This window comes from Gallaecimonas sp. GXIMD4217 (assembly GCF_038087665.1).
Taxonomy (GTDB): domain Bacteria; phylum Pseudomonadota; class Gammaproteobacteria; order Enterobacterales; family Gallaecimonadaceae; genus Gallaecimonas.
Genome location: NZ_CP149925.1, coordinates 1894806 through 1909595, shown reverse-complemented (window position 1 = coordinate 1909595; position 14790 = coordinate 1894806). Strand labels below are relative to the sequence as shown.

Genomic DNA, 14790 nt, shown 5'->3' with positions numbered 1-14790 from the left:
GGTTTCTTACTGGAAGCTGATGGACCACTGGTCCAGGTAGCCGGTGTCGTAGCCGTAGTTGTCGGACACCCTCAGGGTCCAGGTGCCGGCGGAGTCGATGCCGGTGGCATTGACGCTGTAGGTCTCGTGGACGTCGTCGGCGCTGTCGTAGCCGATGTCCTTGAGCCGGAAGCTTTGGCCGTTGGGGGACACCAGATCGATGCGGATGTCGCCGCGGTAGCTATGGATGATGTCCACCGTTACCGAAACGGTGCCGCTGTCGCCCACCCGATCCACATTGATGGGGCTCTGGATGCCGTTGGCGTCGTTGTCCGGCAGGCTGTAGTCGGTGGTGTTCTGGTAGCTGCCCGGGTTGCCGCCACCGTTGTCGCCATAGCTGCCGGTCAGGGTCAGGCCGCTGTAGGCGCTGTAGCCGCGCAGCATCACGTGGTAGGTGCCGGCCTGGGGGGTGGCGAAGCTGCAGCTTTCGTTGTTGCCGGACTTGTAGGGACGGCAGTCCCAGGTGGAGCTGGTGGGGGCGGCGCCGAAGCGCACGTACAGATCGGCGTCGCCGCTGCCGCCGCTGGTGACGAAGCTGAGATCGCCGGCGCCGGCCGGCACCTCCAGGGTCCAGAAGGCCTCTGAGCCCTGGTTGCCGGACAGGTTGGCCACGGGCACGCCGTTCTCCAAGGTGCCCCCTGTGGGCGGCTCCGTGGTGCCGCCACAGCTGACGCCCACCTGCTGGAAGGCCGCCTCCACGTCGGACACCGAATAGCCCTGGTCCTGGGTGGCCTGGATCACGCCACAGGCGGCGTCGTTGTAGTCGGAGTTGGCGTTCCAGTACAGCTGGTTGGCGATGGCGAAGATCTCGAAGGCCTTGCGGGTGTCCCAGCCGGCGCTGTTGGCGATGAGATAGAACGCCTTGTTGTAGACGCCGGAGCTGTAGTGCACGTCCAGGCCGTCGTAGTAGTCGGAGGCGTGGGCGATGGAGCGGCCGTCACGGGTCGGATCGTCCATGTAGCGCAGGGCGCCGTTGGCCTTGAAGATGTCGGCGCCGACCTGCCAGTCATTGCTGCCCTTCATGTAGAACTCGGCCGCCTCACCGGCCATGTCGGAGAAGGCTTCGTTGATGCCGCCCGACTGGTTGCGGTAGACCAGGCCGGAATTCTGCTCGGTGAAGCCGTGGGAGACCTCATGGGCGGACACGTCCAGGCTCACCAGGGGGTAGAAGGTGGAGCCGCCGTCACCGAAGGTCATGGCCGAGCCGTCCCAGAAGGCGTTCTCGTAGCTGTTGGAGTAGTGGACCCTCATGGTCAGCTTGAAGGACAGCGGGGCTGTGTTCAGCCAGTCGTTGTACATGTTGAACACCACACCGCCGAAGTAGTGGGCATCGTTCAGCGGCGAATAGGCGCCGTTGATCTGCTTGACGGTGTTTTCCGGGCAGCTGAACTGGTGCACCGAGCCGCCGGAGGTGGCGTGGTTCATGTTGATGGTGGTGACGTTGGCGTTGTCCATGCGGCAGTTGCCGTCCACGTCCAGGTAGCCGAAGTCGCTGCCGTAGTGATACTGGCCGGTCTTCTGGTTGCCGCCGGGGCCCGTGGCGTCCTGGAAGGCCAGCTGATCCCAGGCCTTGAGCACCTCGCCGGTGTGGGCGTCGATGAGGGTCCAGGGCCGGGCCGGCTGATCACCCTCGATGAGCTGATCGACCAGGTATACCAGGTGGGCCTGCTGGTCGTCGTCGAGCCAGATGAACAGGCGGGTCTTGCCGCTGGCGGCCTGGCCGTAGCCATGGTGGTTGAGGGCGGCCTGCTGGGCGGCCTTCTCGTTGAAGCTGGGGCTGACGTTGGGCACGTCGGCGGCCAGGCCTTGGACTATGGTGCCCTGGAGGTTGTAGTGGCCGCCCATGGCATCCACGTCGGCCACCAGCGAATGGCCCCAGACCTCGACGCCCAGGTAGCTTTGCTTGTGCTTGACCTTGTCGCCGCCGTTGGTCACCACGACACGCTCCTTGGTCATGCCGTAGCCCTGGTCGAGACCCAGCATCCGCACCAGATCGGTGTCCGCTTGCAGGCTCTGTCCCTGGTATTGCACCACCTGGGCGGCGTTGGCCAGGGGGGCCATGGCGGCACAGGTCAATGTGGCTATGAAGAGCCGTTTTTTGTTAGTCAACATGTCAATTTCCTTGTCTTTTCTTGGTTTTTTTTGTCCGTATGTCCTCCAACGGACCTATACAGAGCTAGACAAGAAGAAAATGGATGTCAACAAAAGGATAAAAACAAGGCATTTGTTTTTATTCATTTATTTCAATGCCATGAAAGCAAAAAGGCGGCCTGGGCCGCCTTGATTTAGCCAATAGAGGCTATTGACCGACCAGTTTCATGCCCTCCACCTGGTTCCAGTAGCCGTTGCAAACAGGGCCTTCCAGGGGTTTTGGTGACCGGCCTCCGAAATTGGCCCGAAAATCCCTGACCCAGTCCAGCGTCTCCAGGGACAGCGGGCTGAGCCGGACCACGTCCACCAGGCCGGCCATGGACGGCAGATCGTTGATGAGGTTGTAGCAGTAGCCGGACTGGGTCTGGATGCCGTTGAGGGTGAACAGATCCTGGCCCTCCTGGCTGCGGGCCTTGCGGCCGTTGGGATCCTGGATGCAGATCAGCTCGCACTGATCCTTGGGCTTGTCATGGGAGCGGGCCGTGAAGCAGCGGGCCGCGTAGGCCAGGGGCAGGTAACCGTAGGCGAATACCTCCACCTCGAAGGCACCATTCAGGCCGAAGCGGTCGCAGTCCGAGCGCAGCCGTTGCAGCCAGGTGCGGGACAGTTCCACCGGCATCACCCAGCGGCGCATGCCGTGCCTGTGCAGCAGCGCCAGCACGTCGGCGTTGTAGACGTTGACGGCCGGGCCGCACACGAAGGGCAGGCCCTGCTCCCGGGCCAGCTGCACGGCGGCCATGTCGTTGGCCTCGATATGGAAGTCGCCGTTGTCCACCAGCTTCTTCAGGGCCCTGAGCTCGGCCGGGGCCTGCAGCAGGGCCAGGGAGGACAGCACCACCTCCTTGCCGGCGGCGGCAAGCTCCCGGCCCAGGGCCAGCCAGTCGTCCAGGCGCAGCTCCACCCGCTTGGGGCAGACGGTCTCGCCCAGGTAGACGATGTCGGTGTCGCTGGCCAGGGCGGCCCGGTAGAAATCCTCGACCTCGGCCTTGGGCCAGTAATAGAGCAGGGGACCCAGTGCGATCTTCATTTGGCCTCCTTTATTGCCATTTGCGGTGGTAGGCACCCAGGGTGCATTGGCTGCCTTCGGAGAGGGCGCCCAAGGTGTCGTTCCAGTGGGATTCCAGGCAGAAATGCTCGGCGTCCTGGCGGCAGCGGTCGATGGCCTGGCGCCAGACGGTGGTGATCTGCTCCACATAGGCCGGGCTGCGCTGGCGACCCTCGATCTTCACGGCGCTGATGCCCATGGCCTGGAGCTGGGGCAGCAGGGCCAGGGTGTTGAGGCTGGTGGGCTCCTCCAGGGCGTGGTAGCGGCGACCCTCCACCTCGAAGCGGCCCTTGCACAGGGTGGGGTAGCCGGCCTTTTCGCCTTCCCCGTAGCGATCGATGAGCACGCCGTTGAGGCGGGATTCCAGGCCCTGGTCGGTGTCCTGCCAGCGCACGAAGCGGGCCGGGCTGCAGGCACCGGCGGTGTTGGGGCTCTCGCCGGTCATATAGGACGACAGGTAGCAGCGGCCCTCGGCCATGATGCACAGGCTGCCGAAGGCGAACACCTCCAGCTCCACGTCGGTGTCCCGGGCCAGCTGGCGGACCTGCTGTATGGACAGCACCCTGGGCAGCACCACCCGCTTGACGTTGAATTCCTGCTGGTAGAAGGCGATGGCGGCGCTGCTGGTGGCCGAGGCCTGCACCGACAGGTGCAGCTCCACCTGGGGATGCTTCTGGGCGGCGTACTGGAGCACCGCCATGTCGGCGATGATCAGGGCGTCGGCGCCCAGGGCCACCGCCTTGTCCACGGCCATCTTCCAGCGGTCGTCGGCGCCCGGGTGGGCAAAGGTGTTGATGGCCACATGAAGCTTGCGGCCATGGCGGCGGATATAGTCGCTGGCCTGCTCCAGCTTGCGGTCGGTGAAATTGAGACCGGCGAAGTGCCTGGCGTTGGTCTCGTCCTTGAAACCGATGTAGACGGCGTCGGCGCCGGCGTCCACCGCCGCCTTCAGGGCCGGCAGGCTGCCGGCCGGACAGAGTAACTCCATCAACTGCTCTCCACTTGGATGCTGGCCTGCCATCCTAGAAGGGGTAAAGCGGCCCGGTTTTGACCTGGGGCAGTTTTAGGGGCGTTAAAAGGGTATTTAATGTGCCTCTATTGCATGATGACGAGACGAGGACACCGTGGCCGAAGACAACCTGCTGGCCCACTATGGCCCCAAGCTGGCCCGAGTACCCTTGAGGCTGACCCCCTTCCTGCTGCAACAAAAGGTGATGGAGGCGCTGCTGGCGCAGATCTTCCGTGACGCCCTGGAAGAGGGCGAGCTGGACTTCCTGGCGGGCCATCACCTGGCGCTGCAGGTGCCGGATCTGGGCATTCACTGGCACCTGAGCGTGCTGGATGGGCGCCTGGTGGTGCGGCAGCCGGCCCGGCAGGCCGACGTGGTGTTCCGGGCCAACTCCGCCGAGCTGCTGCTGGTGGCGGCACGCAAGGTGGATCCGGATACCCTGTTCTTCCAGCGCCGGCTGGCCATAGAGGGGGATACGGAGCTGGGGCTGCAGGTCAAGAACCTGATCGACAGCCTGGATCTGGGGGCGCTGCCGCCGCTGCTCAGCGGCCCGTTACAGGCGGTGGCTCAGCGGCTGGCCTGAGCGGCGCTCAGCACGAACAAGCGGTCCCGGCCCTGGGCCTTGGCCTGGTACATGGCCTGGTCGGCCCGCTTCAACAGGCTGCAGATGGTCTCACCTGGCTCGGCCTGGGTCAGGCCGGCGCTGAGCTGGAGGCGGATGTCCTGGTCCTGGTGGCGCAGGGGGCTTTCCCTCAGGGCCTGCTGCAGGCGCTCCACCACCTCCCTGGCCCGGGCCAGCTCGGTATAGGGCAACAGCAGCAGCCATTCCTCGCCGCCGAGGCGGCCCAGGCTGTCCTTCTGGCGCAGGCAGGAGTCGGTGACCTTGGCGAAGTGCTTGAGGGCCTGGTCGCCCACGTCGTGGCCATGGCGGTCGTTGATCTGCTTGAAGTGGTCCAGATCCAGCATGGCCACCGCCAGGGGGTGGCCCCGCTGCCTGTCGAGCCTGGCCTTCAGCTCGGCCATGATGGCGCGGCGGTTGGGCTGGCCGGTGAGTTCGTCCTGGTGGGCCATCAGTCCCAGCAGCTTGCGGTTGCCCCTTTCCTTGCGCAGCCAGAAGAAGGCATTGAACAGCAGCGCCAGCAGCACCAGGGTGGCCACCAGAAAGAAGCGCCGCTCATGGCTTTGCTTCTCCTCGGCCAGCAGTTGCTGGCCCTTGAGCCTTTCGATCTCATGGCTCTTTTCCAGCGAGGTCATGCGGATGGCCATGGCTTCGCTGGTGATGGCCTGCCTCTCTTCCTGCAGTGCCTTTTCTGTCTCCCTGAGGGCGACGATGGCGTCCAGGGCGGCCTGGGTATGGCCGGCGGCCCGCTCGGCCTTGAACCGTACCTCCAGGTAATGGCGACGCAGGCCCTTGCTGTCAACGGGCGCCACCAGGGGCTGGCTGCGGGCCAGCAGGGCCAGGGCCCGGTCTGCCTGGCCTTCCTGGATGGCCAGCTCGGCCAGGCCCAGCAGGGCATTGGCGCTCTGGTGCGGATTGTCCTGCTGCTCGAAGCTGGCCAGGGCCTGGTCAAGGCGGCGCCGGGCCTGCTCGAAATCGCCCCTATCCAGGGCAAAGAGGCCCAGCTGTCCCTCGGCGTAGGCGGCGCCCACCTCGTTCTGGGTCAGCAGCGACAGGGCCAGGGACTCCTCCAGCAGGGCCTCGGCCTGGTCCCTGTGCTTGAGCTCCTTTTCCGCCATGGCCAGGTTGTAGAGCACCACGGCCCGCTCGGCGCGGCTGCCGTCGCCCAAGAGCTTGAGGACCTGACGGTAATAGTCGGCGGCCTTGTCATACTGGGCCAGGGCGTCATAGGTCAGGGCCAGGTAGTTGAGCACCGGGGCCAGGTCGTGGTCGGTTTCGCCTGAACTCAGCACCAGTTCGTAGGCCCGTTCGAAGGCGGACAGGGCCTGGCCATAGCGGTTGCTGTTGAGGTGGGTCTCGCCGATCTCGGCCTGGTGCTCGGCGGCCAGCAGGGGATCGGCCAGGGCCTCGAGCAGGGACTCAGAACGGCTGGTCCAGCCCAGGGCCTCCTGGTAATGACCGAGGATGCGCTCGCTGCGGGCCAGGGCGTTGTGAAAGGCGACTTGGAAACCCTTGTCGCCCAGCCGGCTGGCCAGCTCAAGGCCGGCCAGGGCCTTTTCCTTGCCGGCCTGGCCCTGGCCCTGCCAGGCATGGGCCTCGGCCATGGCCAGCAGCGCCAGCAGCCGTTGCCGGTCGTCCGGCGATGCCAGCAGCGCCTGGGCCTTGTTCAGGCTGAGTTCGGGGGCATCCAGCATCTGCTGCCGCCAGTCCCTGACTTCCCCATGGGGGAAGGCCAGGACGGCCTGGCTGAACAGCAACAACAACGGCAAGACGAATCGACGCATCTGGGGGCCCCGTGGAAATCGGCGCCAAGGATAAAACATTTCGTCACCTTTTGATACAAGCGCGCAACATCAGGGTGGGCATCTGCACGCATAGTGACCGCCAGTGCCGGGAGGGCCGCTAAAAAAGGCGCCTTGCGGCGCCTTCTGCTCAGAGTTTGCGACCCCAGAGGTCGTATTCGTCGGCGTTGTCGATCCGCACCTGGACGATGTCGCCCGGCTTCACGCCCTGCTCGCCATTGAGGTAGACCAGGCCGTCTATCTCGGGGGCGTCGCCATGGCTGCGGCCGACGGCGCCTTCGCCGTCCACCTCATCGATGAGCACCTCCAGGGTGCGGCCGACCTTGGCCTGCAGCTTGGCGGCGCTGATGGCCTGCTGGGTCTGCATGAAGCGCTCGAAGCGTTCCTGCTTGACCGCCTCGTCGATAGGGTTGGCCAGCTCGTTGGCCCGGGCGCCGTCCACCGGCGAATAGGGGAAGCAGCCGACCCTGTCCAGCTGGGCTTCCTTGAGGAAGGTGAGCAGCATCTCGAAGTCTTCCTCGGTCTCGCCGGGGAAGCCGACGATGAAGGTGGATCTCAGGGTCAGATCCGGCACGTCCTTGCGCCAGTTGTGGATGCGCTCCAGCTGGCGCTCGATGGCGCCGGGGCGGCGCATGTCCCTGAGGATGCGCGGGCTGGCGTGCTGCAGCGGCATGTCCAGGTAGGGCAATACCTTGCCCTCGGCCATCAGCGGGATGATCTTCTCGACATTGGGGTAGGGGTACACATAGTGCATCCGCACCCAGGCGCCCAGGGAACCCAGGGCGTCGGCCAGGTTGTAGAGGTCGGTCTTGAGGGGCTGGCCATTCCAGAAGTCCATGCGGTGCTTGAGGTCGGTGCCGTAGGCGGAGGTGTCCTGGGAGATCACCAGCAGCTCCTTGACGCCGGCATTGACCAGCCTTTCCGCCTCCGCCATCACCTGGCCTATGGGCCTGGAGTCCAGGCGGCCGCGCATGGAGGGGATGATGCAGAAGGAGCACTTGTGGTCGCAGCCTTCGGAGATCTTCAGGTAGGCGTAGTGACGGGGGGTCAGCTTGACGCCCTGGGGCGGCACCAGATCGACGAAGGGGTTGTGCTCCTTGGGCATGGGCAGGTGGTCGTGGATTTGCTTGAGCACTTCCTCGTAGGCGTGGGGACCTGTGATGCCCAGCACATGGGGGTGGATCTGGCGGATCTCGTCTTCCTTGGCGCCCAGGCAGCCGGTGACGATGACCTTGCCGTTTTCCTTGAGGGCCTCGCCGATGGCGTCCAGGGACTCCTGGACGGCGCTGTCGATAAAGCCGCAGGTGTTCACGATCACCAGATCGGCGTCGTCATAGGTGGGCACGATGTTGTAGCCCTCGACCCTGAGCTGGGTGAGGATCCGCTCGGAATCCACCAGGTTCTTGGGACAGCCCAGGCTGACGAAACCGATGGTTGGTACGCTCATGAACACCTCGAAAAAACTGGCACGACAAAAGGCGGGCTATTTTACTCAAGTGATGGCTCCACTGCATCAGAAGAAGGTGACATGCCCCATCGACTGACCCTGATCCGCCACGGCAAGTCCAGCTGGCGCCACGAGGAGCTGGGCGATCGCTTCCGGCCCCTGAGCGGGCGCGGCTACCGCCAGGTGACCCTGGTGGCCAGCTGGCTGAAGACCCTGCCCCAGCCCGACCATGTGCTGGTATCGGACGCGGTGCGCACCTACAGCACCGCCCAGATGCTGGCCCACGACGGCGCCTTCGGCGAGAGCGCCATACTGCTGTTGCCCGAGCTGTACGGCGCCGACGCCGACACCATCCTGGCCTGCTGCCGGAAGCATCCCCACAAGCATCTGGCGGTGGTGGCCCACAACCCGGGCCTGGAGGCGCTGCTGGCCCGGCTCGGCCATGCCAAGCCCATGCCGAGCCTGGCCGTGGCGCAGCTGGTCTGGGAAGGGGGCTGGGACAACCTTAGCGACGTGAAGCTGGCCCATTACGCCACCCCGGACATGCTGCAGCTGTAGGCCAGGGCCGGCTAACTGGCCTTGTTGCTCAGGCGGATAAAGGCGTTTTCAAAGGCCGTTTTCAGGTCCGTCCGACCCGGCTCGGGGATGTTGAGCATCATGGACCCATAGGACAGGGCCTGGTGGGCGTAGCAGAGGATCTCGGCAGTATCCCAGCACTGGCGCAGCTCGGCCTTGTCCGCCAGTTGCGTCCAACCGCTCAGGTAGCCGTCTATGATGCGCTCCTTCTCTGGGCCCCCAGCCATGCGGTAGAGGTAGGTACCGTCGATGAAGGGGTGGCTGATGCAGGCATCGCTCCAGTCGAAAAAGACAAAACCGTCCTGGGTCTTGGCGATATTCTCTATGTGCAAATCGCCGTGAACCAGCGCTTCCGGCAGGGGATGGCGGCCCAGGGCGGTGATGGCGGTCGCGACCTTGTCGAGGGTTTTGGCGGTGTTGGACCGGACCACAGCGGGCAGCATGGCGGTGATATCGGGGTTGTCAAAAGCCTCGGCCAGTTGCGCCGGCAGGGCCTCGATGGGCCTGGCCAGGCAGCCGCTGGCCCGGAGCCTGTCCAGGTAGCGGGGAGAGCGGCTCTGCAGGCGGGCATAGTCGGCAAAGGCGTCGGCCCAAACGCTCGTCTCGCTGTCTTCCGGCAGCGCCTGGCCAAAGCTGGCCGTCAGCTGCCACTGCCTGTCGGCCCGTATGGCCAGGGGGGCGGGCGTTGCACCGGGAAAGAGTTCGTGGAGTGTGGCACACAGGCTGGCTTCGTTTGAAAAGAGGGGGAGTCGCGCCGTGGCCTTGAAGTAAAAGTCTCCCCGGCTGGTTCCTTGCCTCAGAATGTGCCCCAGGGCCCAGCCGGAAACCCGTTCAAGGGGCGCGGTAGCCGACAGCTGCCGCTTCTCAAGCTCGGTCTCGATCCACTGGCTTGCGTCAATCAGCCAATCCGGGTCTTGCCATTGTTGTTTGATGGTCAAGCTGTCACTCCCTGTCGGTTTGGGGGCTCATTGACGGTCGTCTGATCCCAGTGCCGCCAGGCGCGTCCTGACTTGGTCATGGAAGTAGAAGACCCGGCCCATGTCCGCCCAGTGCCAGGAGACGTTCTCCAATATGGCGACGCTGGTCCTGGTGGCCGGATAATAGAGCAGGGTGGCGATATAGCCGGGCACATAGCCGCTGTGGCTGATCTCGCCGTCCCCCAGCTGCACCCCGAAGCCGTAGCCCAGCTTGCCCCAGCGGTGGTCCCGGGTGGCCGAGGCGGTGGTCATGGCTTCATAGCTGGCCTTGCCGAGCAGGTCCGTTTCATGCAGGCAGTGGTTCCAGGCCACCAGATCGGCCACGGTGGCGGCCAGGGTGCCGCTGGCCAGTTGCCGCGCGCGACCATCCATGGCCGCCACGGCCAGCCGGTGTTGCTCGTCTTCCACGAAGCCGGGCAGCACGGGGCCATCCGGGCTGGCGCCTGTCATGGCGCAACGGGCAAAGAGGGCCTTGGTCTGCTCGGCAAAGGATAGGCCCTGTACCCGCTCCAGTATCCTGCCCAGCAACTGGTAACCCAGATCGGAATAGCGAAAGGCCTCGCCCGGTGCCGTGGCCAGGGGCCTGTCCTGGGCCAGGATGCCGCTGCTGTGGTTGAGCAGGTGACGTACCCTTACCCTGGCCTGCCAGTCCTGGCTAAGGGCCGGCAGGTAGCGGCCTATGGGGGCGTCCAGGTTGAGTTTGCCCTGGTCCACGGCCATCAGCACCAGGGCGGCGGTGAGCTGCTTGCTGAGCGAGCCGATCAGGTAGCGGCTTCCCGGTTCGACACCGGCACTGTGGTGGTGGAGGGCCTTGCCGTCCCGGCTGATCAGCAGCTCGCCCCGGAAGGGCCTTGGGCCTTCTTCGGCAAAGAGTTCGTCCAAGGGGGTGGCCAGGGCCGGCCAGGCAAGACACAGCAGAAGCAGCAGGCGCAGCATGAAAAGGTCCATCTTTCAAAAAGATGGCTGAGCTTAGCAGATGTGGCTGTCAGTGGCGATGGTCGAGCAGGTGGGCGCACAGGCGCACGAAATCCGAGGAGGTGATCATGCCCTGCAGCTTGCCGTCTTCGTCCACCACCGGCAGGCAGCCGTGCTTGTTGTTGAGGAAGAACTCGACGGCCTCCACCAGGGGTTCGTTCTCCGCCACCCTGTGGCAGTCGCAATCCACCAGATCGGTGACCGGGATCTTGGCCTCCAGGGCGTCCAGCTCGTCGATGGGGTGGCTCATCATCAGCGACATCACCTTGGCGAGCAGCTTCTTCTGGGTCAGTACCCCCAGCAGGCGGCCGTCCTCCATGATGGGGATATGGCGGATGCCGGTGTCCCTGATCAGCTCATGGGCCTCCTTGAGGGAGGCGGTCGACGGCAGGGTGCGAAGCTCCCTGGTCATGATGTGGGCGACGATGCTGCTCATCGGAGGTACTTGCTGCTGAAAACCCTATGAGATCAGCTTAGATGAGCCTGGAGGTTGATCCAGAGCAGCCCAATGAAAACAAAAAGCCCGGCGCAGGGCCGGGCTTTTTTCAGGTGACGGCTGGCGGTCAGGCCACCGGCTTGGCCACCAGGTTGCGGGTTTCCTCCACCGCCTCGATCAGCTTGACCTTGACGGTGTCGGCCAGGCGGTAACTGGGTTGGCCCTTGATGGAGACGATGCCGGTGTCGTAGTTGCAGTCCAGCTCATCCTTGGTGTCGTGCAGGGTCTTGGCCGGCACGAAGGCCACGGCGCCGTTGTCCACCAGGCGTACCTTCAGGCCGCCGCGGTTGACGTCGATGATCTCGGCGTCGAAGGCCAGGTCTTGATCCACATGCTGGCCCAGCCAGCGCACGTACAGCCAGTCGCCCACGTCGCGCTCGGCCAGGCGGTTGAGGCGGCGCAGATCCGACAGGTGCTCGAGCAGATCGCCCTGGGGCAGGGCATGCTGATTGCCGCTGAGGATGCCCTTGATCAGGCGATGGTTGACCATGTCGCCATACTTGCGGATCGGCGAGGTCCAGGTGGCGTAGGCGTCCAGGCCCAGGCCGAAGTGGGGGCCGGGCTCGTGGGTCATCACCGCGTAGCCCTGGTAGCGGCGCAGGCGGCTGTCCAGGTAACCCTGGTCGTTGGCCTCCAGCCAGCGGCGCAGCTCGGAGAAGCCGCCCAGGGTGTTGAGGTTCTCGGCCGCCACGGGGGCGCCGTGCTCTTCCAGCAGGGCCACGGCGTCGGCCAGCTTCTCTTCCTCGAAGCCCAGGTGGACGTTGAAGACGCCGGCGCCCAGGTGTTCGCGCAGGAACTGGCCACAGGCCATGTTGGCGGCGATCATGGCTTCTTCGACGATGCGGTTGGCGATGCGGCGCGGCTCCACATGGACGGTGACCACTTCGCCGGCCTCGTTCAACTCGAAGCGGTAATCGGGGCGGTCGCCGAACACTAGGGCGTGCTTGCTGCGCCAGTCGACGCGGGCCTGGGTCAACTCATGGAGCACCTGGATGTGCTCGGCCAGGGCCTGATCGCCCGGCTGCCAGGCGCCCTCGACGCCTTCCAGGTAGTCGGACAGGTCGTTATAGGCCAGCTTGTGCTTGGACTCGACCATGGCCAGCTGGAAGCTGGCCTCGCCCTTGGGGGTGCCGTCGGCGGCGAAGTGCAGCTCGGCCACCAGGGCCGGGCGCTGCTCGTTCGGCATCAGCGAGCACAGCTCGTCGGAGAGCTTCTCCGGCAGCATGGTGACGTTGCGCCCCGGCAGGTAGACGGTGAAGGCGCGGGCGGCGGCGGCCTTGTCCAGCTCGGAGTCCGCCGGCACATAGGCGGTGGGATCGGCGATGGCCACGGTCAGCTTGAAGCCGTCGTCGGTCTTCTCGGCCAGCAGGGCGTCGTCCATGTCCTTGGTGGAGGCGCTGTCGATGGTGACCAGGGGCAGGGCGGTGAGGTCGGCGCGCGCCAGGCCGGCGTCGTCCAGGTGCAGCTCGCCATCCAGGGTTGGGGCCTGGTTGTGCAGGTTGTGGCGGGCCAGGGTCACATGCCAGGGGGCATAGTGGTCATCGGCGGCGGCCACATGCTCTATGACCTCCGCATAGAAGCCCTTGTCGCCCTTGAGGGGGTGGCGCTTGAGTTCGGCCACCACCCAGTCGCCCTGGGCCAGCTTGAACTTCTTGCCGCGGGCGACGCGGCAGCTGATGCCCTGCTTGATCTTGGGGTGATCGGCCACCACCGCCAGGCGGCCTTCGTCCCGCTCGCGAATGCGGCCCACGAAGCGGGTCAGGAAGGGCTCGATGAGGCTCTCCGGCTCGGCCTGTTCCTTGTCGTTGACGGTGCGGACCACCGCCTTGATCTTGTCGCCGTGGATGACGTTGCGCATGAAGGGCGGGGGCACGAAATAGCTTTCGCCGCCTTCGGCTTCCAGGAAACCGAACTTCTTGTCCGTGGACTTGATGGTCCCTTCCACTATGGTCAGGGTTTCGCGGATCTCGGCCTTCAGCTGGGCCAACAGCGGATTGTCTTTGAACATGGACTTCTGGTGGTAGAAAAAACGGCCCCACTATACGCAAGGGGCCGGGGGAAGGAAAGCGCGGCGGGCTAGGGCCTGGGCCCCTTGGCATGCCAGTGGACGCTGTAGAGATCCCGGCGCCTGTCCTTGAGGTTGCGCACCGAGCCTTCGCTCCTGATCACCCTGAGCCGGTCCAAGTCCACGTCCGAGAACAGGATCATCTCGGTGTTGGGGGTGGTTTCGGCCATGACGGCGTCGTGGGGGAAGGCGAAGTCCGAGGGGCTGAATACCGCCGACTGGGCATACTGCACGTCCAGGTTGTCCACCACCGGCAGGTTTCCCACGGAGCCGGTGATCACCACATAGCATTCGTTCTCGATGGCCCTGGCCTTGGCGCAGTTGCGTACCCTGAGGTAGGCGTTCTTGGTGTCCGTCCAGAAGGGCACGAACAGGATGTCCATGCCCTGGTCGGAGAGGATACGCCCCAGCTCCGGGAACTCGACATCGTAGCAGATCAGGATGCCGATGCGGCCGGCGTCGGTGTCGAAGGTGCGCAGCTCGTGGCCGCCCTCTATGACCCAGTCCCTGCGCTCGTGGGGGGTGATGTGGATCTTGCGCTGCTCGTCCACCTTGCCGCTGCGGTGGCAGAGATAGGCGATGTTGAACAGCTCGCCGTTCTCCAGCAGCGGCATGGAGCCGGTGATGATGTTGATGTTGTAGCTCACCGCCATGCGCGACAGCTCGTGCTTGAACTGCTCGGTGAAGCCGGCCAGAAAACGGATGGCCTCCTGGGGCTGGCTGGTGTCGGTCAGGCCCATCAGCGGCGCGTTGAAGAACTCCGGGAACACCGCGAAGTCGCTCTGGTAATCGGAGAGGGCATCCACGAAGTACTCGATCTGGCTGAGTACCTCCTCCACGGAATGAAAGAGGCGCATCTGCCACTGCACGGCGCCCAGGCGAACCTGGCTCTTGCGCAGCGACAGCAGATCCTCGGCGGGCTCGTAGAGGATGTTGTTCCATTCCAGCAGGGTGGCGTAGCCCTGGGACTTGTCGTCTTCGGGCAGGTACTGGCGCAGCAGGCGCTTGACCTGGAAGTCGTTGGCGAGCTGGAAGGTGAGAATGGGATCGTAGATTTCCTTGCGGTCCACCTTCTCTATGTACTGGCTGGGGCTGAGCTGGTCCTTGTACTGGTGGTAGTTGACGATGCGCCCGCCGGCCAGGATGGCCTTGAGGTTGAGGCTGCGGCACAGCTCCTTGCGCACCTCGTAGAGACGCCGCCCCAGCCGGTAGCCGCGATAATCCGGATGCACGAACACGTCCAGGCCGTAGAGGGCGTCCCCTTCGTCGTCGTGGAGCATGGTCAGGCGCTTGGAGATGAGGTCGTCATAGGTGTGGGGGTTGGAAAAGCGCTTGTAGTCCACCATCACCGTCAGGGCCGCTGCCACCAGCTTGCCGCTCTCCTCTATGGCCACCTGGCCGTCGGGGAAGCTGTCGATGAGGTTGGCGATGGTCTTGCGGGGCCAGGCACCGTCCAGATCCGGGTAGACCTTTTCCATCAGGGCCCGAAGGGCGGGGTAATCGCCGTGTTCCAGACTGCGTACCGTCAGCACCAGATCGTCACCGGCCATGGGGCATCCTCCTGTTCGCTTAACTTCACCCTAACCAAG

12 protein-coding genes are annotated in these 14790 nt (G+C 64.9%); 2 read left to right on the top strand and 10 right to left on the bottom strand.

Going from position 1 to position 14790, the window contains the following annotated elements; translation table 11 throughout:
• Window positions 1-6 precede the first annotated feature (6 nt).
• From WDB71_RS09295 to WDB71_RS09285, 3 genes are all read right to left on the bottom strand, one after another.
• Window positions 7-2151 carry a M4 family metallopeptidase gene (locus WDB71_RS09295; RefSeq protein WP_341501305.1) on the bottom strand — a complete coding sequence of 715 codons (2145 nt, stop codon included), beginning with the start codon at window positions 2149-2151 and terminating at the stop codon, window positions 7-9.
• A 187-nt stretch (window positions 2152-2338) separates the two neighbouring features.
• Entirely contained in the window at window positions 2339-3217 is an 879-nt protein-coding gene (locus WDB71_RS09290; protein ID WP_341501304.1) for a U32 family peptidase, read from the bottom strand.
• 10 nt (window positions 3218-3227) lie between these two features.
• A complete protein-coding gene (locus WDB71_RS09285; protein WP_341501303.1) occupies window positions 3228-4223 on the bottom strand; it encodes a peptidase U32 family protein in 996 nt (331 codons plus the stop codon).
• Between the two features lie 136 nt (window positions 4224-4359).
• Here WDB71_RS09285 and WDB71_RS09280 point away from each other — a divergent pair, with 136 nt between their 5' ends.
• Window positions 4360-4827 (top strand): SCP2 sterol-binding domain-containing protein, encoded by a 468-nt coding sequence (locus WDB71_RS09280; protein WP_341501302.1) that lies wholly within the window; start codon window positions 4360-4362, stop codon window positions 4825-4827.
• On the opposite strand, the gene WDB71_RS09275 is transcribed toward WDB71_RS09280, so the two are convergent.
• Both WDB71_RS09275 and rimO read right to left on the bottom strand, forming a co-directional pair.
• The gene (locus WDB71_RS09275; RefSeq protein ID WP_341501301.1) at window positions 4812-6647 is read right to left on the bottom strand and encodes a tetratricopeptide repeat-containing diguanylate cyclase; all 1836 of its coding nucleotides are present in this window, start codon (window positions 6645-6647) and stop codon (window positions 4812-4814) included. The genes WDB71_RS09280 and WDB71_RS09275 overlap by 16 nt on opposite strands.
• A gap of 148 nt (window positions 6648-6795) precedes the next feature.
• Window positions 6796-8112 (bottom strand): 30S ribosomal protein S12 methylthiotransferase RimO, encoded by a 1317-nt coding sequence (gene rimO, locus WDB71_RS09270; protein WP_341501300.1) that lies wholly within the window; start codon window positions 8110-8112, stop codon window positions 6796-6798.
• An 81-nt stretch (window positions 8113-8193) separates the two neighbouring features.
• Between rimO and WDB71_RS09265 the strand changes: the two genes are divergently transcribed.
• Window positions 8194-8670, top strand: a complete 477-nt coding sequence (locus WDB71_RS09265; protein WP_341501299.1) for a histidine phosphatase family protein — start codon at window positions 8194-8196, stop codon at window positions 8668-8670.
• Between the two features lie 11 nt (window positions 8671-8681).
• On the opposite strand, the gene WDB71_RS09260 is transcribed toward WDB71_RS09265, so the two are convergent.
• The 5 genes from WDB71_RS09260 to WDB71_RS09240 form a co-directional block, all read right to left on the bottom strand.
• Window positions 8682-9626: an aminoglycoside phosphotransferase family protein gene (locus WDB71_RS09260; RefSeq protein WP_341501298.1), complete on the bottom strand. Its 945-nt coding sequence runs from the start codon at window positions 9624-9626 to the stop codon at window positions 8682-8684.
• Window positions 9627-9653: 27 nt separating this feature from the next.
• The gene (locus WDB71_RS09255) at window positions 9654-10601 is read right to left on the bottom strand and encodes a serine hydrolase domain-containing protein (RefSeq protein WP_341501297.1); all 948 of its coding nucleotides are present in this window, start codon (window positions 10599-10601) and stop codon (window positions 9654-9656) included.
• A gap of 49 nt (window positions 10602-10650) precedes the next feature.
• Complete coding sequence (locus tag WDB71_RS09250) at window positions 10651-11076, bottom strand: CBS domain-containing protein (RefSeq protein ID WP_341501296.1); 426 nt, start codon at window positions 11074-11076, stop codon at window positions 10651-10653.
• Between the two features lie 127 nt (window positions 11077-11203).
• Complete coding sequence (locus WDB71_RS09245) at window positions 11204-13144, bottom strand: exoribonuclease II (RefSeq protein ID WP_341501295.1); 1941 nt, start codon at window positions 13142-13144, stop codon at window positions 11204-11206.
• Between the two features lie 68 nt (window positions 13145-13212).
• A complete protein-coding gene (locus tag WDB71_RS09240; protein WP_341501294.1) occupies window positions 13213-14751 on the bottom strand; it encodes a bifunctional GNAT family N-acetyltransferase/carbon-nitrogen hydrolase family protein in 1539 nt (512 codons plus the stop codon).
• Window positions 14752-14790: the final 39 nt, after the last annotated feature.

Bases quoted from the DNA above. Each gene is read 5' to 3' on its own strand.
- WDB71_RS09295 (WP_341501305.1), bottom strand. From the start codon at position 2,151: ATGTTGACTAACAAAAAACGGCTCTTCATAGCCACATTGACCTGTGCC.
- WDB71_RS09285 (WP_341501303.1), bottom strand. From the start codon at position 4,223: ATGGAGTTACTCTGTCCGGCCGGCAGCCTGCCGGCCCTGAAGGCGGCG.
- WDB71_RS09290 (WP_341501304.1), bottom strand. From the start codon at position 3,217: ATGAAGATCGCACTGGGTCCCCTGCTCTATTACTGGCCCAAGGCCGAG.
- WDB71_RS09240 (WP_341501294.1), bottom strand. From the start codon at position 14,751: ATGGCCGGTGACGATCTGGTGCTGACGGTACGCAGTCTGGAACACGGC.
- WDB71_RS09250 (WP_341501296.1), bottom strand. From the start codon at position 11,076: ATGAGCAGCATCGTCGCCCACATCATGACCAGGGAGCTTCGCACCCTG.
- WDB71_RS09255 (WP_341501297.1), bottom strand. From the start codon at position 10,601: ATGCTGCGCCTGCTGCTTCTGCTGTGTCTTGCCTGGCCGGCCCTGGCC.
- WDB71_RS09275 (WP_341501301.1), bottom strand. From the start codon at position 6,647: ATGCGTCGATTCGTCTTGCCGTTGTTGTTGCTGTTCAGCCAGGCCGTC.
- WDB71_RS09245 (WP_341501295.1), bottom strand. From the start codon at position 13,144: ATGTTCAAAGACAATCCGCTGTTGGCCCAGCTGAAGGCCGAGATCCGC.
- rimO (WP_341501300.1), bottom strand. From the start codon at position 8,112: ATGAGCGTACCAACCATCGGTTTCGTCAGCCTGGGCTGTCCCAAGAAC.
- WDB71_RS09265 (WP_341501299.1), top strand. From the start codon at position 8,194: ATGCCCCATCGACTGACCCTGATCCGCCACGGCAAGTCCAGCTGGCGC.